A 15,352-nucleotide genomic window follows, 5' to 3' on the forward strand; every position below is an offset into this window, starting at 1 on the left:
GCCCTAGCGATTGTCCTGGGCACCGGCGCTTATCAGCATCTGCGCCTGGCCCTCGCTGATCGGCGCATTGCCGTCCACACAGCGGATGACCGGGCCGTGCAGCGCCGGATCGGTGCTGATCACCACCTGGTGGATGGGCAGCTCGACCACCTTGCCCTTGAGGTCGAGCACACACATGTCGCGGTCGAAGTCGATCTGTACGGCCATGGGAGAACTCCTCGGTTTGGCGGATGGATGCCCCTGCAAGGCCCCCTACAAGAATAGGAGCGCAGCCAGCCCGCAACGTTCAGGCGGCACGCCGGACGGGAAAGTGAAAAGGCGCCAGCCCCTCGCGGAGCTGGCGCCTGGAATAAGAAAGCGGGGTTGGTGTGAGGGCACCAGCCCCGGTGGACGATGCAGCGATGCGAGCAGGATCGCAGCCCGGCCACAAGGATCTCCTCCTCCCGTACTGGCGAGAGGGAGTGCTAGGGAACACTGGCGCCGGTGGGCGCCGGGGTCTGGTCGTGGATCAGTGACGACGATCCGGCCGTACCAGGCCCAGTTTCTCGATTCGGTAGCGCAACATGTCCCGCGTCAGGCCCAGCAGGCGGGCGGACTTGGTGACATTCCAGTCGGTCTTGTCGAGCATGCGGATGACCATGTCCCGCTCGGCTTCCGGCTCGCCGCCATGGCCATGGCCATTGCCGTTGCCATTGCCGTTGGTGCGGTAGTGGCCGCTGGACTCCTCCACCAGGCTCGGGCAGATGTGCAGCTGCGCCGCGGTCACCAGTTGGCCCTGGGCCAGCAGCACGGTCTGCTCGAGCATGTTGCGCAGCTCGCGCACGTTGCCCGGCCAGCTGTAGCTCTGCAGCAGGTTTTCCGCCTCGGTGGAAAACTGCAGGCCGCTCTTGCCGTAGCGTTTGCCGTGTTGCTTGAGGAAGTGCCGGGCCAGCAGCAGGACGTCGTCGCCCCGCGCGTAGAGGCGCGGCACGCGGATGGAGATGATCCGCAGGCGGAAGAACAGGTCGCGGCGGAACTTGCCCTGCTGGACCATCAGTTCGAGGTTGCAGTTGGTGGCGCTGATGATCCGCAGGTTGACCTTGCGCTCCTTCACCGAACCGATGCGGCGGATGGTGCGGTCCTCCAGCAGCTTGAGCAGCTTGGCCTGGAGCACCAGGTCCATCTCGCCCACTTCGTCGAGGAACAGGGTGCCGCCGTCGGCCGCTTCCACCAGCCCCAGGCGACGGTCCTTGGCATCGGTGAAGGCGCCCTTCTCGTGGCCGAAGAGTTCCGCCTCCAGCAGGTGGGCGGGAATCGACGCGCAGTTGAACTCGACGAAGGGGCCCTTGCTGCGCGTGCCATCGAAATGCAGGGCGCGGGCGATGAGTTCCTTGCCGGTGCCGGTCTCACCTTCCACCAGCACGGCCGGCAGCTCGGCGTCGGTCATGCGGCTCTCGGCGTCCAGCAACTGGCGCACCATGGATTTGACTTCGAGCATGGCCGCGGAGTCGCCGATCAGCGCCTCCAGCCCGGCGTCCTGGGCCGCGCGGCTGTGGTAGAAGTCCAGCTTGTGCTCCAGGCGCTGGGCTTCCAGGGCCTTGTCCAGCAGCAGCTTGAGTTCGGCCAGGGCCACCGGCTTGGTCAGGTAATGGAAGGCGCCGGCCTTCATCGCCTGTACCGCGTCCTCGATGTTGCCGTAGCCGGTCATCATGATCGGCTTGATCTGCGGCGCGCGGTTGCTCACCTCGCGGATCAGCTCGTGGCCGCTCATGCCCGGCAGGGAGTTGTCGGTCAGCAGGACATCGGGCACCTGGTCCTGCAGCAGCTCCAGGGCCTCTTCCGCCGAGTGGCAGACCAGCGTCTCGAAATTCTTGCGCTCGAGGTAGGTCTGGATGTTCCCCGCCAGCATTTCGTCGTCTTCGACAATCAATACGCTGTGCTCCATCACCCCCTCCCCCCCGCCACCTTGAAGCTCAGGCAGATGCGGGTACCTTCACGCTCGCGGCTGGTCAGGCTGACCTTGCCGCCGAAGCGCTCCATGATGCGTTTGACCATCACCAGGCCTACCCCCAGACCACCCTGCTTGGTGGTGTAGTAGGGCTTGAAGGCCATGGTTTCCTGCTTGCGCGTCATGCCCTGGCCGGTGTCGGTGATGGCCAGCAGCAGGCGCTTGCCGCTGCTGTCGGGCGCGACCTCGATGCGTAGCAGGCCGCCGTTGGGCATGGCCTCGATGGCATTGGCGAACAGGCTGTTGAGCACCTGGGCGAGCAGCACCCGGTGGCTGACCACCGCCGGCGCCGCCTCGGCGTGGAACTCCACGCGCACGCCGGAGTGGCGAATCTGCTGGTCGAAGCCGTGCAGCGCCTCGTTGATCACCGCCAGCGGCTCCACCGCCTCGACATCGCCGGACAGCGGCCGCGCCGAGATCAGCAGCTCGCGCACCCACTTCGACATGCGGTCCACCTGGCTGATGATGTCGTCGATGTTCTTGCGCACCGGCGGTTCCACCATCTCCTGGGCGAGTTCCGCGCTGGAGCGGATCGACGCCAGCGGGTTGCGCAGGCTGTGGGCCACGGCCGAGGACATCTCGCCGAGGGCGACGAAGGTCTCGTTGGCGATCAGCTGGCTCTGCTGCCTGGCCAGCAGGCCCGAGGCGCGCCGCACTATCCAGTACAGGCCGAGGTAGATCAGCCCGCCGCCGATGGCGGTGGCCATCCAGATCAGCACGAAGCCGCGCTGGATGCGTTGCACCAGGTCCCGTGGCTCCTTGTAGATCTCCACCACCGAGGCGACGTTGCCCTGGTCATCCAGCAGCGGGATGTAATTCTCGATGAACAGGGTGCGCGGCGCGCGGAGGAACTTCTGCTCGCTGCGGTCGGTGACTTCGTCGTAGCTGGCGGCGACCTGCATGGGCGAGGAGAAGGCCTGCTCCAGGTCGTCGTGGCCGCTCATGTCCTTGCCCACCAGCGCCGGGTTGGTGGACCAGACGATCACCCGGTCGGCGCCATAGATATTGGCCAGCAGGGCATCGGGGAGCATGGCGATGTGGTCGAGGAACTCGTTGCGCGCCCGCTGCCGGGCTTCCAGCATGTGCTGCGGGTGGTGGCCGTCCTGGCGGGCGTCCAGCAGCTCGCCCATGGTCATGCTCGTCGGCAGCGCCACATGGCGGATCTCGGCCGAGGCGATGGACTGGATGAACTGCGAGCTGAGCATGGCGTCGCGCTCGATGCTCTCGGTCACCACGAAGCGCGTGGAGATGATCCCCAGGCCGATTGCCACGCTGGCGATCACCACCAGGCTGACCAGCGAGAACCAGCGCAGCAGGTTGAACTGCGGCGGTGGAGAATCACCGGTCTTGCCGGTCGTGTACCTATCCCAGATCACCGACAGAGCGCTCATGGAAACCTTCCTATGCGTTGCGTGATGGGTTCGCCCGGTTATGCCAACCGGGCAGCCATGGACGATGGTGCATGCTCGATCGAACCGTTGCATAAACCAGGCCCGTTTCCCCCTCACTGCCTGAAAGCCCCGTCCCACGCGACCTGCCCCATTTTCCCCAGGGTTTTTCCCCAGTCCCCCACCACCCCCAAATTCACCCAGATATGGGGAGACTCACCCACCTTCGCGGTGGCTGGGCAATGTTCGTTAGCCAGTGGGTCGAGCCTTGTGCGGCGGGGCTTTGCGGGGTGATTTCGAAACACTGGCACGCTCGTTGCGGAGGGCCGGTCAGCCAGCCTGTGCAGACCATTCCGCAGGGAGGCGCCCACATTGCCAGAGGGAAAAATCATGCAACGCAAACTCTCTAAGGCCACCACGCTTCTCTTCGCCGTCACGGCAGGCCAGGCCTCCGCCGCTCTGTTCGAAGTCGACCCAGGCCCCTACGATCCCGCCATCGGCTCCTTCGCCGCGTGGTACCAGGACACCCACGGACGCACCCTCGACCTCTGCCTGTCGAAGAACGTCAGCTCGCGGGTAGCCGGTGCCCCGGGCGCTCCCAGCTACATGTGCTCGCTGCTGCCGGAGCCCGGCGTCTTCGACGATGCCGAACCGCTGGTATTCCCCACCAACTTCCCGCCGGAAGCCTTCTGGTTCACCGCCGACGCCGCCATCGCCGACGCCGCCAGCGGTATCGACCTGACCTTCGGGGCGGCCATCGAGGCGGCGTTCGCGGTGGAAGAGCCGGCCGAGGGTGACCAGATCAGCTTCGCCCGCATCCGCATCCGGGTGGATGTCCCCACCATCGGTACCTACACCGTCACCCACCCCTATGGCGTGGAGGTGTTCGACGTCACCGCCGCCGAATTCGGTGCCGACGGCGGACGCGCCATCAACATGACCCGCGACATCGGCATCGGCGCGCCGAAGACCTACAACGGCGCCCTGGGCGGCGACATCGGCCCGTTCCTGCGCAGCGTCAACGGCCCCTATGCCGAAGTGAACCCGGCCACCGGCCAGCTCGATCGCTTCATCGGTGACCCGAACCTCGACGAGCCGGTCACCGGCAGCCCCTTCGACACCAACTACGTGCGCATCCAGGGCCCCGGCGGCATCGACCTGCGCACCAACCTGTTCGCCATCTCCGGCAAGCTCTCCGAGGTGGTCCGGCCGACTCCGGTGATCGTCCAGCGCGCCACCTATTCGCGCAGCAGCGGCGAGGCCGGGTTGAGCACCCAGCAGGACGTCTTCGCCATGGCGCCGCCGCCTCCGGCCACCGCCCAGTACCTGGACAGCGCCGCCGCCACCGTGCCCATGACCGAGGCCAACGCCACCGGTAACTGGTACGGCCAATCCAGCGCCAACGCCACGCCGCCGGCCACGGTGGAAGTCAGCGCCGACAACAGCGTGGCCATCCCCAACAGCACCCCGACCACCCTGAGCGCCCCGCTGGTGGACGTGGTGAGCATCCAGCGCGCCGAGTACAGCCTCAACTCCGGCCAGCTCACCCTGGTGGCCAGCAGCAGCGACGAGACGGAGCCGCCGGCCCTCACCGCCACCGCCAGCAGCGGCGCCGCCATCGGCACCCTGGGTGGCGACGGCGCCACCAAGACGCTCGTTACCGGCATCAGCCCCACCCCGCCCGCCAAGGTCACCGTCACCTCGGCCAGCGGCGGCAGCGATACCGAAGAAGTCGTGCTCCTTCCCTAAGCGAACCCGGAACCGAGCGCTCTCGCGCCAGGAGGCAACATGAACACGTGGTCCCGCCTGTTCCTCACAACTCTGGGTCTCACAGTCGGTGGTTTCGAACTGGCCCAGGCCGATCTCAAGGATGTCCACAGCGGCCCCTATACCGCCGCCACCGGACATTTCCCCCAGTGGTACCAGGACACCGACGACCTGTCCCTGGAACTCTGCCAGTCCAAGGCCCCCAGCCCGGCCGGCGGCTACATGTGCATCCTGCTTCCGGAACCGGGGCTGTACGATGACCTGCAGCCCATGGTCTTCCCCAACAACTGGCCCAGCGAGCTGTTCTGGTACATGGCCGAAGCCAACATTCCGGCCAACGCCGCCGGCTACGAGCTGGAGGTCTACACCGCCGCCATCGAGGCCGCCTTCGCCCTGGAAGTGCCCAGGGTCGGCGACCAGCAGAGCTTCGCGCGCATCCGTATCCGCGCCAACATCCCGGTGGCCGGCACCTACACCGTGACCCACCCCTATGGCACGGAAACCTTCACCGTGACCCCGGCCCAGGCGGCCGATCGCGGTGGCCGTCGCGCCATCAACATGACTCGCGACATCGGCATCGGCGCGCCGGGCGTCTTCTCCGGCGCCCTCACCGGCGACCTCGGGCCCTTCCTGCGCGCCACCGGCGCTCCCTTCACGGCGACCAACCCGGAAACCAACGAGGTGGAGACCTTCATCGGCGACCCCAACGTCCTCTCGACGGTCACCGGCAGCCCCAACGGCAACAACTTCGTGGAGATTTCCGGCCCGGCCGGCACCATCCGCACCGAGCTGTTCTCGGTGTCCGGCAAGGTGTTCGACTCCCGCGCCGCCACCCCGGTGGATATCGAGCGGGCGAGCTACCGCCGCACCAACCTGGGCACCCGCCTGGAGGTCTTCGCCAACGGTCCGGAAAGCGCCGACTTCTGCTACCGGGAAACCCTGGAACTGGTGACCGGTGGTACCCAGCCGGCCTGCCTGGCGGAGATGGTCAACGACGGCGCCGGCTACTTCTTCGCCCACAACCCGGCCCCGGCCGCGCTGCCGCCCTTCGTGGTGGTCACCGCCACCGACCCGTCCGGCCTCACCAAGCCCACCTCGGTTTCCAAGGAGGTCACCGACGTGGTCAAGATCGGCACCGCCCGTTACTCCTGGGCGGATCACTCGCTGACCATCGAGGCCAGCTCCAGCGACGAGGTGCAGGTTCCCGACCTGGCCGCCCAGGGCTTCGGTCGCCTGACCAAGGCCGGTACCCTGCAGAGCCTGCGGGTGACCAACCTGGCCCAGCCGCCAGCGGTGGTCACGGTGAAATCCGCTGCCGGTGGTAGCGATACCGAGCCTGTGCTGATAGTCGGCAGTGCCCCGGCGGAAGTCCCCAACCAGCCGCCGGTGGCGCAGAACGACAGCGCCAGCACCAGCTTCGGCGTGCCGGTGACCATCAACGTGCTGGCCAACGACAGCGATGCGGACGAAGGCGACACCCCGCTGGCCATCACCGCACTGGGGCAGCCGGGCACAGGCCTCGGCACGGTGGCCCTGAACGGCACCACCAGCGTGGTCTACACCCCGCCGGCGGTGGTCAACACCCCGCTGACCGCCACCTTCACCTATCGCGCCATGGACAAGCGCGGTGAAGTCTCGGCGCCGGCCACCGTCACCGTCACCGTCAGCCCCAACCAGCCGCCGGTGGGCTTGCCCGATACCGGTACCACCCTGGGTGTGCCGCTGATCCTCAACGTACTGGCCAACGACAGCGACCCGGAGAACAACGCACCGCTCACCGTGGTCAACCTCACCCCGCCGGCCACTGGCCGGGGTACCGCCAGCACCGATGGCACCAGCATCACCTACGTGCCGCCGGCCAACGTCACTGCCGCCTTCACCGCCACCTTCACCTATCAGGTCCGCGACGCCTTCGGCGCCCTCTCCGCCCCGGTCACGGTGTCGGTGCAGGTGAACCCGCCGCCGGCAGCGGCCGAGAACTTCACGGTGGCGACGGCCGAGTTCACCTTGCGCTCCAACAACCGCGTGACCTGGGCCCTGGACGGTGTGAGCTCGATCACCACCGGCAACAGCGTCCGGGTGCAAGTGACCACCACCACCGGCCTGCTCGACCTGGGCAACGTGGCGGTCCCGGCAAGCGGTCGCTGGAGGGTCTCGGTGACCACCACTGGCGCGGTACCGACGGCAACCCCGACGGCAACCATCACCACGTCCCACGGCACGGTTCGCACCGTGACCCTGGCTCCCCGCTAGGACGCGGCCATGAACACCGCCTGCCTGCTGCGCATCGTCACCCTGCTGGCCCTCGGGCTCGGCAGTGGTGCGCCGCAGGCGGCGGACCTGATGGACAACTACGACCTGGCCGCCGGCAACGCCGACCTCGCCAACCCACAAGGCGCGCCACTGGACCGTCAGGCCCTGGTGCGCCAACTGGGGGACGCGAACGTCGCGCTACTGATGCAGAACGGCCAGTCACTGCTGGGGCAGATCGTCCAGAACGGCAGCGACCAGGAGGCCTACATCCTCCAGGAAGGTGCGGACAACCTGGCCTCCATCTCCCAGCAAGGCGTGGGCAACCAGGCCTACATATCCCAGAGCGGCTCCTACAACCAGGCGGAGATCGCCCAGGTGGGCGCCTACAACAGCGCATCCATCGTCCAGTCCGGCAGCGGACTGGACAGCAGCATCACGCAGCACGGTAACGGCCTGAGCGTGCAGGTGATCCAGCACTGACGGCCGACCCAAGACCTGAACGATTCGCAGCAAGACATTCCCAGGAGGCACCACCATGTTCAAGTACAAACCGCTTGCCGCCGCAATCCTGGCCCTGGTCAGCATCCAGGCCCTTGCCGACGACAGCCTCTCCACCCAGACCCAGAGCGGCCTGGAAAACGTCGCCGAAGTGCTGCAGAGCGCGGCGACCGACAGCACCGCCACCCAGGACCAGGTCGGTGAAGGCAACAACGCCTTCGCCGACCAGTCCGCCGGCACCGGCACCGTGCTGCAGACCCAGGACGGCGACTACAACGCCTCCACCGGCGTGCAGTCCGGGGTGACCGAAAGCAGCGTCGACCACAACCAGACCGGCGAATGGAACGGCGCCCACAGCGAACAGTGGTTCAGCGAGAACAGCGCCGCCAACGTGACCCAGACCGGCAGTGACCAACAGGCCTTCAGCTACCAGGACAGCCAGATCTCCAGCACCATCGATATCAACCAGGGCGACCAGGCCAACGTCGCCAATGCCGAACAGGTGTTCGGCGAAGGCAACACCACCACCATCAACCAGAGCGGCACCGACAACGAGACCAGCACCTGGCAGGTGGACCAGATCGGCAGCACCATCGGCATCCAGCAATCGGGCACGGGCAACATCGCCAACGTCGACCAGACCCTGGGCCAGGGCAACCAGGTGGACGTGTTCCAGACCGGTGAAAGCGGTTACATCGAAGTCTGGCAGACCGAGCAGGAGAACAGCCAGGCCGTGGTCGACCAGGACGGAACGCTCAACGAGCTGGTGGTGGACCAGAGCTACGGCTCGGGCAACCTCGCCACCATGACCCAGGATGGCAACGCCAACGCCGCCTGGGCCGACCAGTACGAGTCCAACGACTCGGTCGCCACCGTCACCCAGACCGGCGACAGCAACCTCAGCCTGACCTACCAGGAAGGCGACCGGCTCGACCTGACCGTCAACCAGAACGGCAACGACAACAATGTCTTCGCCAGCAACTGGCAAGGCGCCCAGGAAGGCGGCCAGTTCGGCAGCGACCAGGTCGTGCTGCTGAACCAGACCGGCGACGGCAACACCGCCAACTTCACCCAGGAAGGCAACTTCAACGAGCTGTACTTCGACCAGACCGGCGACGACAACAGCCTGACCGTCAGCCAGCGTGACGGCGGCAACCTCGCCGAGGGCACCAGCGAAGGCATCGGCAACATCGTCGAAGTCGACCAGTCCGGCAGCGAGAACATCAGCCAGACCTTCCAGAGCGCCGGCGGCGACAACCTCGCCAGCATCACCCAGGCCGACGTGAACAACTTCTCCATCGTCAGCCAGGTGGGCTGGGGCAACCAGGCTTCGGTCAACCAGAGCGGCCTGAACGGCGTCTCCACCATCGACCAGAACGGCACCGGCAACTCCGCCACCGTGGTCCAGCAGTAATCCCCCTCGGCCGTCACCCCCTCGTGGGTGGCGGCCTCTTTTTCCCCCATGGTCCTCGCCGCCCTGCTGGCCAGCGCCAGCCTCCAGTTGCAACCCCTGGGCCCCGGCCAGGCCGACCTGCGCCTGTGCTTCGAGCCCGCCAGCCCCGCCATCCGCTACGAACTCCTGGTCACCGCCCAAGGCCCCGCCGGCCAGACACGCTCACGCCAACGCGGCATCGCCGACCGCCCCTGCCCCGTGCACAACCGCCTGGACCTGGCACCCGAAAGCCAGGTGAAGGCGCGGCTCAGATGGTGGGTGGACGGTGTGGAGCAGGAAGAAGTGCACACGGAAACCTCGCTCCAGCCTCGGCCGTTGTAGGAGCGATTTCAATCGCGAATGAATTCGCTCCTACAGCCCGTAGGTTGGGCAGAGCTACGCGAAGCCCAACGATTCCGGATCACCATTGTTTTGTTGGGCTTCGCTGCGCTCTGCACCAACCTACAAGAGACCGTAGCCCGGATGAAATCCGGGCTACCCACTTTGCGAGACGCTGTTCGGCTACGTCTGATGGGTATTGCAGGCTCGCGGAACGCCGCCCGACCCATCCTACGGGCTAGCACGGTGCGCCTTTGTAGGATGGGTAGAGCGAAGCGAAACCCATCGTCGGAGTTTGGAGAGACGTACGGCCCGTGGATGGATCGAGCGGGCGAAACATGAAGCGAAACCCACCGCCCCGTGTCGGTGGGTTTTGCGCCCTGCCCTACTCGATGGAGGCCTGGGCGCCGCCCAGGTATTTCTTCAGCGAGGTCTGTTCCACCGACTGGTTGCCGGCGGCCTGCCACAGGCGGCGTTCGACGCCCTGGGCGATGAGGTGGGCCACGGCCGACTCGATGGCCGAGAGCACGCACAGCTGCGCGGGCTCGTTGGTGGTGTAGCCGGCCTCGGCCTCCAGCAGTTCCTTGAACTCGATGAACTTGAACACACTGGCGCTCTGTCCCACCGAGTAGATGGTCTTGCTGGTCATCACGTTGGCCAGCACCATGCCGCTGCGCACATCAACGGCCCGCAGGTTCACCGACACCTGGTCCACCCGGTACTCGCGGGAGGCGCCTATCCCGAGGTAGCGGGCGCCCTCGCCGCCGCTGCGGACGTTGGTGTCATAGGCGATGATGCCGCCCTCCAGCAGCAGGTTGGCGGCCTGCAACGGCGGCAGCTGGGTCTGGATGTTCGCCGGGGTGTTGGGCTTGTTCTGCGAGGCGCGGATGATCTTGCGCTCGGTCAGCACGTTCTGCAGGCCCTCGCGCTCCAGCACCATGAACCAGCCGCTGGCCTGCAGGGCATCCACCAGCATGCTGCCGGCCCCCTGGGTGACGCTGGTGGAGAAGGAGCTGGCGGGCGTCGGCTTGTACTGCCCGGTCTGGTCGCGGAAGCCGTACACCGCCGCCACCAGCCGCCCCTTGGGACGGGGCAGGTTGAGCAGGTCGTAATAGGTCGAGGCACGCGGGGTCAGCGTCGGGATCTGGCCCTCGGTTTCGGCCGGCATCGGGTTGCGCGATACGCAGCCTGGCAGGGTAGCGAGCAGCAGGACCAGCATCAGCACTCTGTTCATGGTGGTGGCTTCCTGTCGGGGCCTGGGTCAGGGGAGCAGCCCGTTGACGACGACTTCCGAGACCTCGCCCGTCGCCCGGTCGGTGATGACGATGGTCAGCTCACCGCCGTCATCGATCATGTTGATGATGAAGGCATCGGTGGTGAGGCTGCCGGTGTTGCCCTCCTCGATATTGGTCAGCATCTGCGACAGCAGGCGCGATTCCAGCGTGCTGGTGAACCGCTCCAGGGCGCTCTGCCGGGTCGCCGAGGTGCGCGCGTCCGGGTCGTCGTGATCGTTCTGCGCCTGGGCGTTGTTCAGCAGCCAGGTGCCGTTCAGCGGGTTGCCGCCGAACGCGGGGTTGACCGGGGTGTAGACCAGTTCGGTGGCCGGCGAGGCCCCGGCCAGCCCGACGAGAAGCAGGCCCAGGAAAAGTCGATTCTTGTTCATATCTCATCCCTCTCCAGATCGTGGGTGTCTTGCAGGAGGCGCTGCAGCTTCTGCTGGGCGATGGCCTCCAGCACCAGGTCCGCCGCGGCGCGGGCTTCGTCTTGCAGTTGCGAGGTGTTCGGTCGGAGGAACTGGCGGTAGACCACGTTCCGCTCGTACTCCACCCAGACCAGGCTGCCCCAGCGGGCATCGGGGCGCTCACGCACCACCAGGTTGAAATCCAGCTTGCTGGTGTCGCGCAGGCGATCGCTGAAGGAGCGATAGAACTCGCGGCCGATGTGGGAAATGGTGGAGTCGACGATGAACCCCATGATTTCATCCTCGCCGGCGCGCGCATGGCTTCCCAGCGCGCAGCAGAGCGCGACCACCGCCAGCAGTGCGCGGCTCATGGCGCGGCCCCTGCGGGTGCGTCTTCCATGAAGGCTTTCTCGGCGACGAAGCGCCAGTCGGCGTAACTGGTCATGCCCTCGAACTCCACCCATTGCGCGGGGAATCGGGCCTGCTTCAACGGGGTTTGCCGGGACAGGCTGTAGACCCCGGCGATGCGCCCGTCGAAGGAGCGGATCAGGCCCCAGTCGAGACTGCCGGTGACGGGGTCGGGATAGAGCCTGCGCAGGTGGTGCTGGGCCTGGGGGAAGCGGTTGTCTTCCAGCAGGTCCTCCAGGCTCGTCGGGTACTGGGCCACCCCCGGGGATGCCCGGTAGTAGCTGCGCAGCGCCTGGGCGTACTGGCCGCCCACCCAGAGCAGGTCGTTCTCGCGGGCCCGCTGGCTGGCCACGGACCAGAGCTGGCCGGCGCCGGCCAGGGACATCCCCATCAGCATGATGAGGAACAGGACCCCGAGGTAGGTGAAGCCGCGCTCACCAGTCCGCATAGAGGCTCCCGTCCCGCGCACGCCCGGGGGCGCCGCTCTTTACATCGTAGACAGTGCCCGGCGCGCCTTCAGGCGGCGGCAGCACCAGCCAGCCGTCGTTGCGCTCGGCGATGGGGTCGAGCGGCATGGCGCGCAGGTAGCGCTGGGCCACCAGCTCATCCAGCGAATCGGGGTAGCGCCCGGTATCGCCGTAGAACTGGTCGAGGGCTTCGCGCATCACCGCCAGGCTCTGGCGCAGGGTGGTCTCCTTGGAGTTCTCCAGGCTGGAGAAGTAGCGCGGCACGGCGATGGTCATCAGGGTGGCGATGATGGCCATGACCACCAGCAGCTCGATGAGGGTGAAGCCCTTGTGCCCTTTCATCCTCACCACTCCCTGTAAGGCGTGCCGTCGAGGCCGTCGCCACGGGCCAGGGAATACACGTCGAACACGTCCATGCCGGGGCGCGGATCGTTGGCCGGGCTGGAATAGGCACGCAGGCCCCAGCTCTCCTCGGGCTCCAGGCGGGCGTCGCCCAGGGGGTCGCGGGGAATCCGACGGAGGAAGTAGATGCGCTCGCCCTTGATGTTGCGCAGGTCGCGTACCCCTTCCACCAGCACCGCCAGCGACGGCGGGTAGCCGGAACTGCTGGCGGACTTCTCGATGTGCCCGGCGTCGGCCGCCAGCTTGTAGGCGTCGATGGCGTCGCGGATCTCATGCAGGGCGACCTTGAGGTCGCGCTCCTTGCCACGGCGGATCACCGTCTCGGCCAGCGGCGCGGCCATGCTGGCGAGCAGGCCGAGGATGGCCATGGCGATCACCAGTTCGATCAGCGAGAAGGCCGCCTGGCGTTTCATGCTCAAGGCCTCCCGGTGATGGGCGCGGGGCTGACCACCACCGCCGGCGCGTCCGGCAGCTCCACCCCCAGGGCCTCCACCGGGCCACGCACCGAGGGCACGCGCATGCTGCTCTCGGTGCCGGAGGGGAACTCCATGTCGTAGGGGCTCTGGTAGGGCAGGTTGCGCACGATGCGCGGGGTGATGGACAGCACCAGCTCGGACTTGGCGACCTGGTCGTTGTTGCTGCCGAACAGCCGGCCGATGCCGGGGATGTCGCCGAGGCCGGGAATCTTGTTGCCGCTGTTGGCCTGGTCGTTGCGCACCAGGCCGGCCAGCACCTGGGTTTCGCCATCGCGCAGGCGCAGGGTGGTCTGGGCGTTGCGGGTATCCACCTGGACCGGGATGGTGCCGTTCTGGGTCGGGGTCAGCGGGGTTGCGTTGCTCACCTCCAGGGCCACCTTGATCGCCACCTCGTTGTTCAGGTGCACCGTGGGCTGCACTTCCAGCTTCAGGCCCACATCGAGGTAGGTGATGCTCTCGGTGATCACCGGCCCCTGGGTGGACGGCACCGAGGTAGCGCTGACGATGGGCACCCGCTGGCCGATGTGGACGCGGGCCTGCTCGCGGTTGCTGACGCGGATCACCGGGCTGGCCAGGGTGTTCACGTCGTTGTCCTGGGCGTTGATCTTCAGCTGCGGCGAGGGCGAGATGCTGATGCGATCGGAGCTGATGCCCTTGAGCTGGTCGAGGATGTTCACCGGCTGGCCGGCATCGTTGAGCACGCCGAAGGTGTTGGGCCACTGCAGGCCGAGATCGAGGATGCGCTTGCGCGACACTTCCATCACTTCCACTTCCAGCACCACTTCCGGGTTGGACTGGTCCTGGGCCAGGAACAGCCGCTCGGCCATGCGCACGGCGTCGGGCGTATCGCGCATGGTCAGGGTGTTGAGGCGCTCGTCGATGAACACGTCGCGGGTCTTGAGCAGGGTCTTGACCAGGTTCATCGCGGTGGCCGCGTCGGTGTTGGTCAGGTAGAAGGTGCGCATCACCAGGTCCTGGTAGTCCTTCAGCTTCTGCGGCGAGTCGGGGTAGACGACGATGGTGTTGTCGTTCACCACCCGCTGATGCAGCTGGTTCTGTTGCAGCAGCAGTTCCACCGCGTCCTCGATGGGCACGTCGCGGACGAAGATGGTGGCCTTGAGATCCGGCCGCACATCCTTGTCGAAGATGAAGTTCAGCCCCGAGGTCTGCGCCAGCACCTCGAAGATCACCTTGAGGTTGGCGTCGCGGAATTCCAGGGTCACCGGCCGGTCCAGGCGCGAACGCAGCTGCGGGTAGGGCACGGCGGAGCGCGCCTGGACCATCTCGATGCTGCGCTGCAGTTCGCGGGCGCCCTCGTGTTCCGGGTCCAGGGCGCGGATGCCGCGCACCTGGCGCGACGCCCCGAGCACATCGCCGCGGCGCAGGTCGGTCTGCCCCTGGCGCAGCATGTCCTGGATATTGCGTTGCTGATCGATCAGGTTGAGGCCGTCGAGGGCCCGCTGGTTGTGCGCCTCGATGCGCAGCACCCGCTGGTAGTTCAGGCTGGCGGTGGCGAAGTCGCGCTGGGTGCGGGCCAGGTCACCGTTGCTCAGCAGGGCCCGCACCGCCCGCTCGCGCTGGGTGGTCAGCGCCATCTGCGCGCCGGGGTCACGGGGATTGTCGCGAGCGACCTGCTCCAGCCGGGCCAGGCCCTGCTCGAACTGGCCGGCATCGATCAGGTCCAGCCCTTCGCGCTGGATCAGGCTGGTGTTGCAGCCACACAGCAGCGCCAGGGAGATACAGACGGCCAAGCGGTTCATGGCGCGCTCCCGACCACCAGGATCTGGGCGATGTCCAGCGGCAGGTAGACCAGGGTCATGCGCTCGGCATCGATGCGCTTGACCTTGTAGGTCTTGTCGATCAGGTCGCCTTCGCGCACCACCAGCACCTGCTCGCCGTGCAGCAGGAACACCTGCAGCGCCTGGCGATCATCCATCTTGCCGATGAACTTGAACGGCAGCGGCGGCGCCGTGGGCTTGGGCGGCGGCGGCGGGGGCGCGGCGGCCAGCACCGGGGGCGGCGGCGGGGCCACGTACCAGCTCTGGGAAGCGAACAGGTCGGCGCTCGGCACCACCGGCGCGGCCGCCGGCGCCGCTGCCTGCACCGCGGCCGGCGCTACCGGCAAGGTGTCCGCCTGCGCCAGCCGGGGTCGCGGCATGGCCTGGGGTTCGGCCTGCTCGCTGAAGAATTCGGGGACTACCGCCAGGGTGGCGGCCGCGCCGAGGAATGCCAACCAGAACAGACGGCGTGCCAT

16 protein-coding genes are annotated in these 15,352 nt (G+C 67.1%); 5 read left to right on the forward strand and 11 right to left on the reverse strand.

Annotated elements, in window-relative coordinates; genetic code table 11:
• Positions 1-3: 3 nt before the first annotated feature.
• From PCA10_RS24800 to PCA10_RS24810, 3 genes are all read right to left on the reverse strand, one after another.
• Positions 4-207: a DUF3203 family protein gene (locus tag PCA10_RS24800; RefSeq protein ID WP_016494836.1), complete on the reverse strand. Its 204-nt coding sequence runs from the start codon at positions 205-207 to the stop codon at positions 4-6.
• A 301-nt stretch (positions 208-508) separates the two neighbouring features.
• Positions 509-1,924 (reverse strand): sigma-54-dependent transcriptional regulator, encoded by a 1,416-nt coding sequence (locus PCA10_RS24805; RefSeq protein ID WP_016494837.1) that lies wholly within the window; start codon positions 1,922-1,924, stop codon positions 509-511.
• Positions 1,924-3,378 (reverse strand): sensor histidine kinase, encoded by a 1,455-nt coding sequence (locus PCA10_RS24810; RefSeq protein WP_016494838.1) that lies wholly within the window; start codon positions 3,376-3,378, stop codon positions 1,924-1,926. The genes PCA10_RS24805 and PCA10_RS24810 overlap by 1 nt, the downstream gene beginning before the upstream one ends.
• Before the next feature lie 387 nt (positions 3,379-3,765).
• Here PCA10_RS24810 and PCA10_RS24815 point away from each other — a divergent pair, with 387 nt between their 5' ends.
• From PCA10_RS24815 to PCA10_RS24835, 5 genes are read left to right on the forward strand one after another with little or no spacing between them, the layout of a single operon-like run.
• Positions 3,766-5,124 carry a hypothetical protein gene (locus tag PCA10_RS24815; protein ID WP_016494839.1) on the forward strand — a complete coding sequence of 453 codons (1,359 nt, stop codon included), beginning with the start codon at positions 3,766-3,768 and terminating at the stop codon, positions 5,122-5,124.
• 39 nt (positions 5,125-5,163) lie between these two features.
• Positions 5,164-7,395 (forward strand): Ig-like domain-containing protein, encoded by a 2,232-nt coding sequence (locus PCA10_RS24820; RefSeq protein ID WP_016494840.1) that lies wholly within the window; start codon positions 5,164-5,166, stop codon positions 7,393-7,395.
• Between the two features lie 9 nt (positions 7,396-7,404).
• Positions 7,405-7,875, forward strand: coding sequence for a curlin minor subunit (locus tag PCA10_RS24825; RefSeq protein ID WP_016494841.1), 471 nt, complete (start codon positions 7,405-7,407; stop codon positions 7,873-7,875).
• A gap of 55 nt (positions 7,876-7,930) precedes the next feature.
• Positions 7,931-9,307 (forward strand): hypothetical protein, encoded by a 1,377-nt coding sequence (locus PCA10_RS24830; protein WP_016494842.1) that lies wholly within the window; start codon positions 7,931-7,933, stop codon positions 9,305-9,307.
• 48 nt (positions 9,308-9,355) lie between these two features.
• On the forward strand, positions 9,356-9,667 hold the full coding sequence (locus PCA10_RS24835) for a hypothetical protein (protein WP_016494843.1): 312 nt from the start codon (positions 9,356-9,358) through the stop codon (positions 9,665-9,667).
• A gap of 382 nt (positions 9,668-10,049) precedes the next feature.
• Here PCA10_RS24835 and PCA10_RS24840 read toward each other — a convergent pair whose 3' ends face one another.
• The 8 genes from PCA10_RS24840 to PCA10_RS24875 are packed head-to-tail and all read right to left on the reverse strand — an operon-like array spanning position 10,050 to position 15,352.
• Positions 10,050-10,898, reverse strand: a complete 849-nt coding sequence (locus PCA10_RS24840) for a CsgG/HfaB family protein (protein ID WP_016494844.1) — start codon at positions 10,896-10,898, stop codon at positions 10,050-10,052.
• A 27-nt stretch (positions 10,899-10,925) separates the two neighbouring features.
• The gene (locus tag PCA10_RS24845) at positions 10,926-11,327 is read right to left on the reverse strand and encodes a curli assembly protein CsgF (protein WP_016494845.1); all 402 of its coding nucleotides are present in this window, start codon (positions 11,325-11,327) and stop codon (positions 10,926-10,928) included.
• On the reverse strand, positions 11,324-11,716 hold the full coding sequence (csgE, locus tag PCA10_RS24850; protein ID WP_016494846.1) for a curli production assembly/transport protein CsgE: 393 nt from the start codon (positions 11,714-11,716) through the stop codon (positions 11,324-11,326). The genes PCA10_RS24845 and csgE overlap by 4 nt, the downstream gene beginning before the upstream one ends.
• Positions 11,713-12,201 (reverse strand): type II secretion system protein, encoded by a 489-nt coding sequence (locus PCA10_RS24855; RefSeq protein ID WP_016494847.1) that lies wholly within the window; start codon positions 12,199-12,201, stop codon positions 11,713-11,715. Before PCA10_RS24855 ends, csgE begins: the two co-directional genes overlap by 4 nt.
• Positions 12,188-12,562: a type II secretion system protein gene (locus PCA10_RS24860; RefSeq protein WP_016494848.1), complete on the reverse strand. Its 375-nt coding sequence runs from the start codon at positions 12,560-12,562 to the stop codon at positions 12,188-12,190. The genes PCA10_RS24855 and PCA10_RS24860 overlap by 14 nt, the downstream gene beginning before the upstream one ends.
• Positions 12,563-12,564: 2 nt before the next feature.
• The gene (locus PCA10_RS24865; RefSeq protein ID WP_016494849.1) at positions 12,565-13,035 is read right to left on the reverse strand and encodes a type II secretion system protein; all 471 of its coding nucleotides are present in this window, start codon (positions 13,033-13,035) and stop codon (positions 12,565-12,567) included.
• A gap of 2 nt (positions 13,036-13,037) precedes the next feature.
• Positions 13,038-14,858 carry a type II secretion system protein GspD gene (locus tag PCA10_RS24870; RefSeq protein WP_016494850.1) on the reverse strand — a complete coding sequence of 607 codons (1,821 nt, stop codon included), beginning with the start codon at positions 14,856-14,858 and terminating at the stop codon, positions 13,038-13,040.
• The gene (locus tag PCA10_RS24875) at positions 14,855-15,352 is read right to left on the reverse strand and encodes a hypothetical protein (RefSeq protein WP_016494851.1); all 498 of its coding nucleotides are present in this window, start codon (positions 15,350-15,352) and stop codon (positions 14,855-14,857) included. Before PCA10_RS24875 ends, PCA10_RS24870 begins: the two co-directional genes overlap by 4 nt.

This window comes from Pseudomonas resinovorans NBRC 106553 (assembly GCF_000412695.1).
In the GTDB taxonomy this organism is placed as follows: Bacteria; Pseudomonadota; Gammaproteobacteria; order Pseudomonadales; family Pseudomonadaceae; genus Metapseudomonas; species Metapseudomonas resinovorans_A.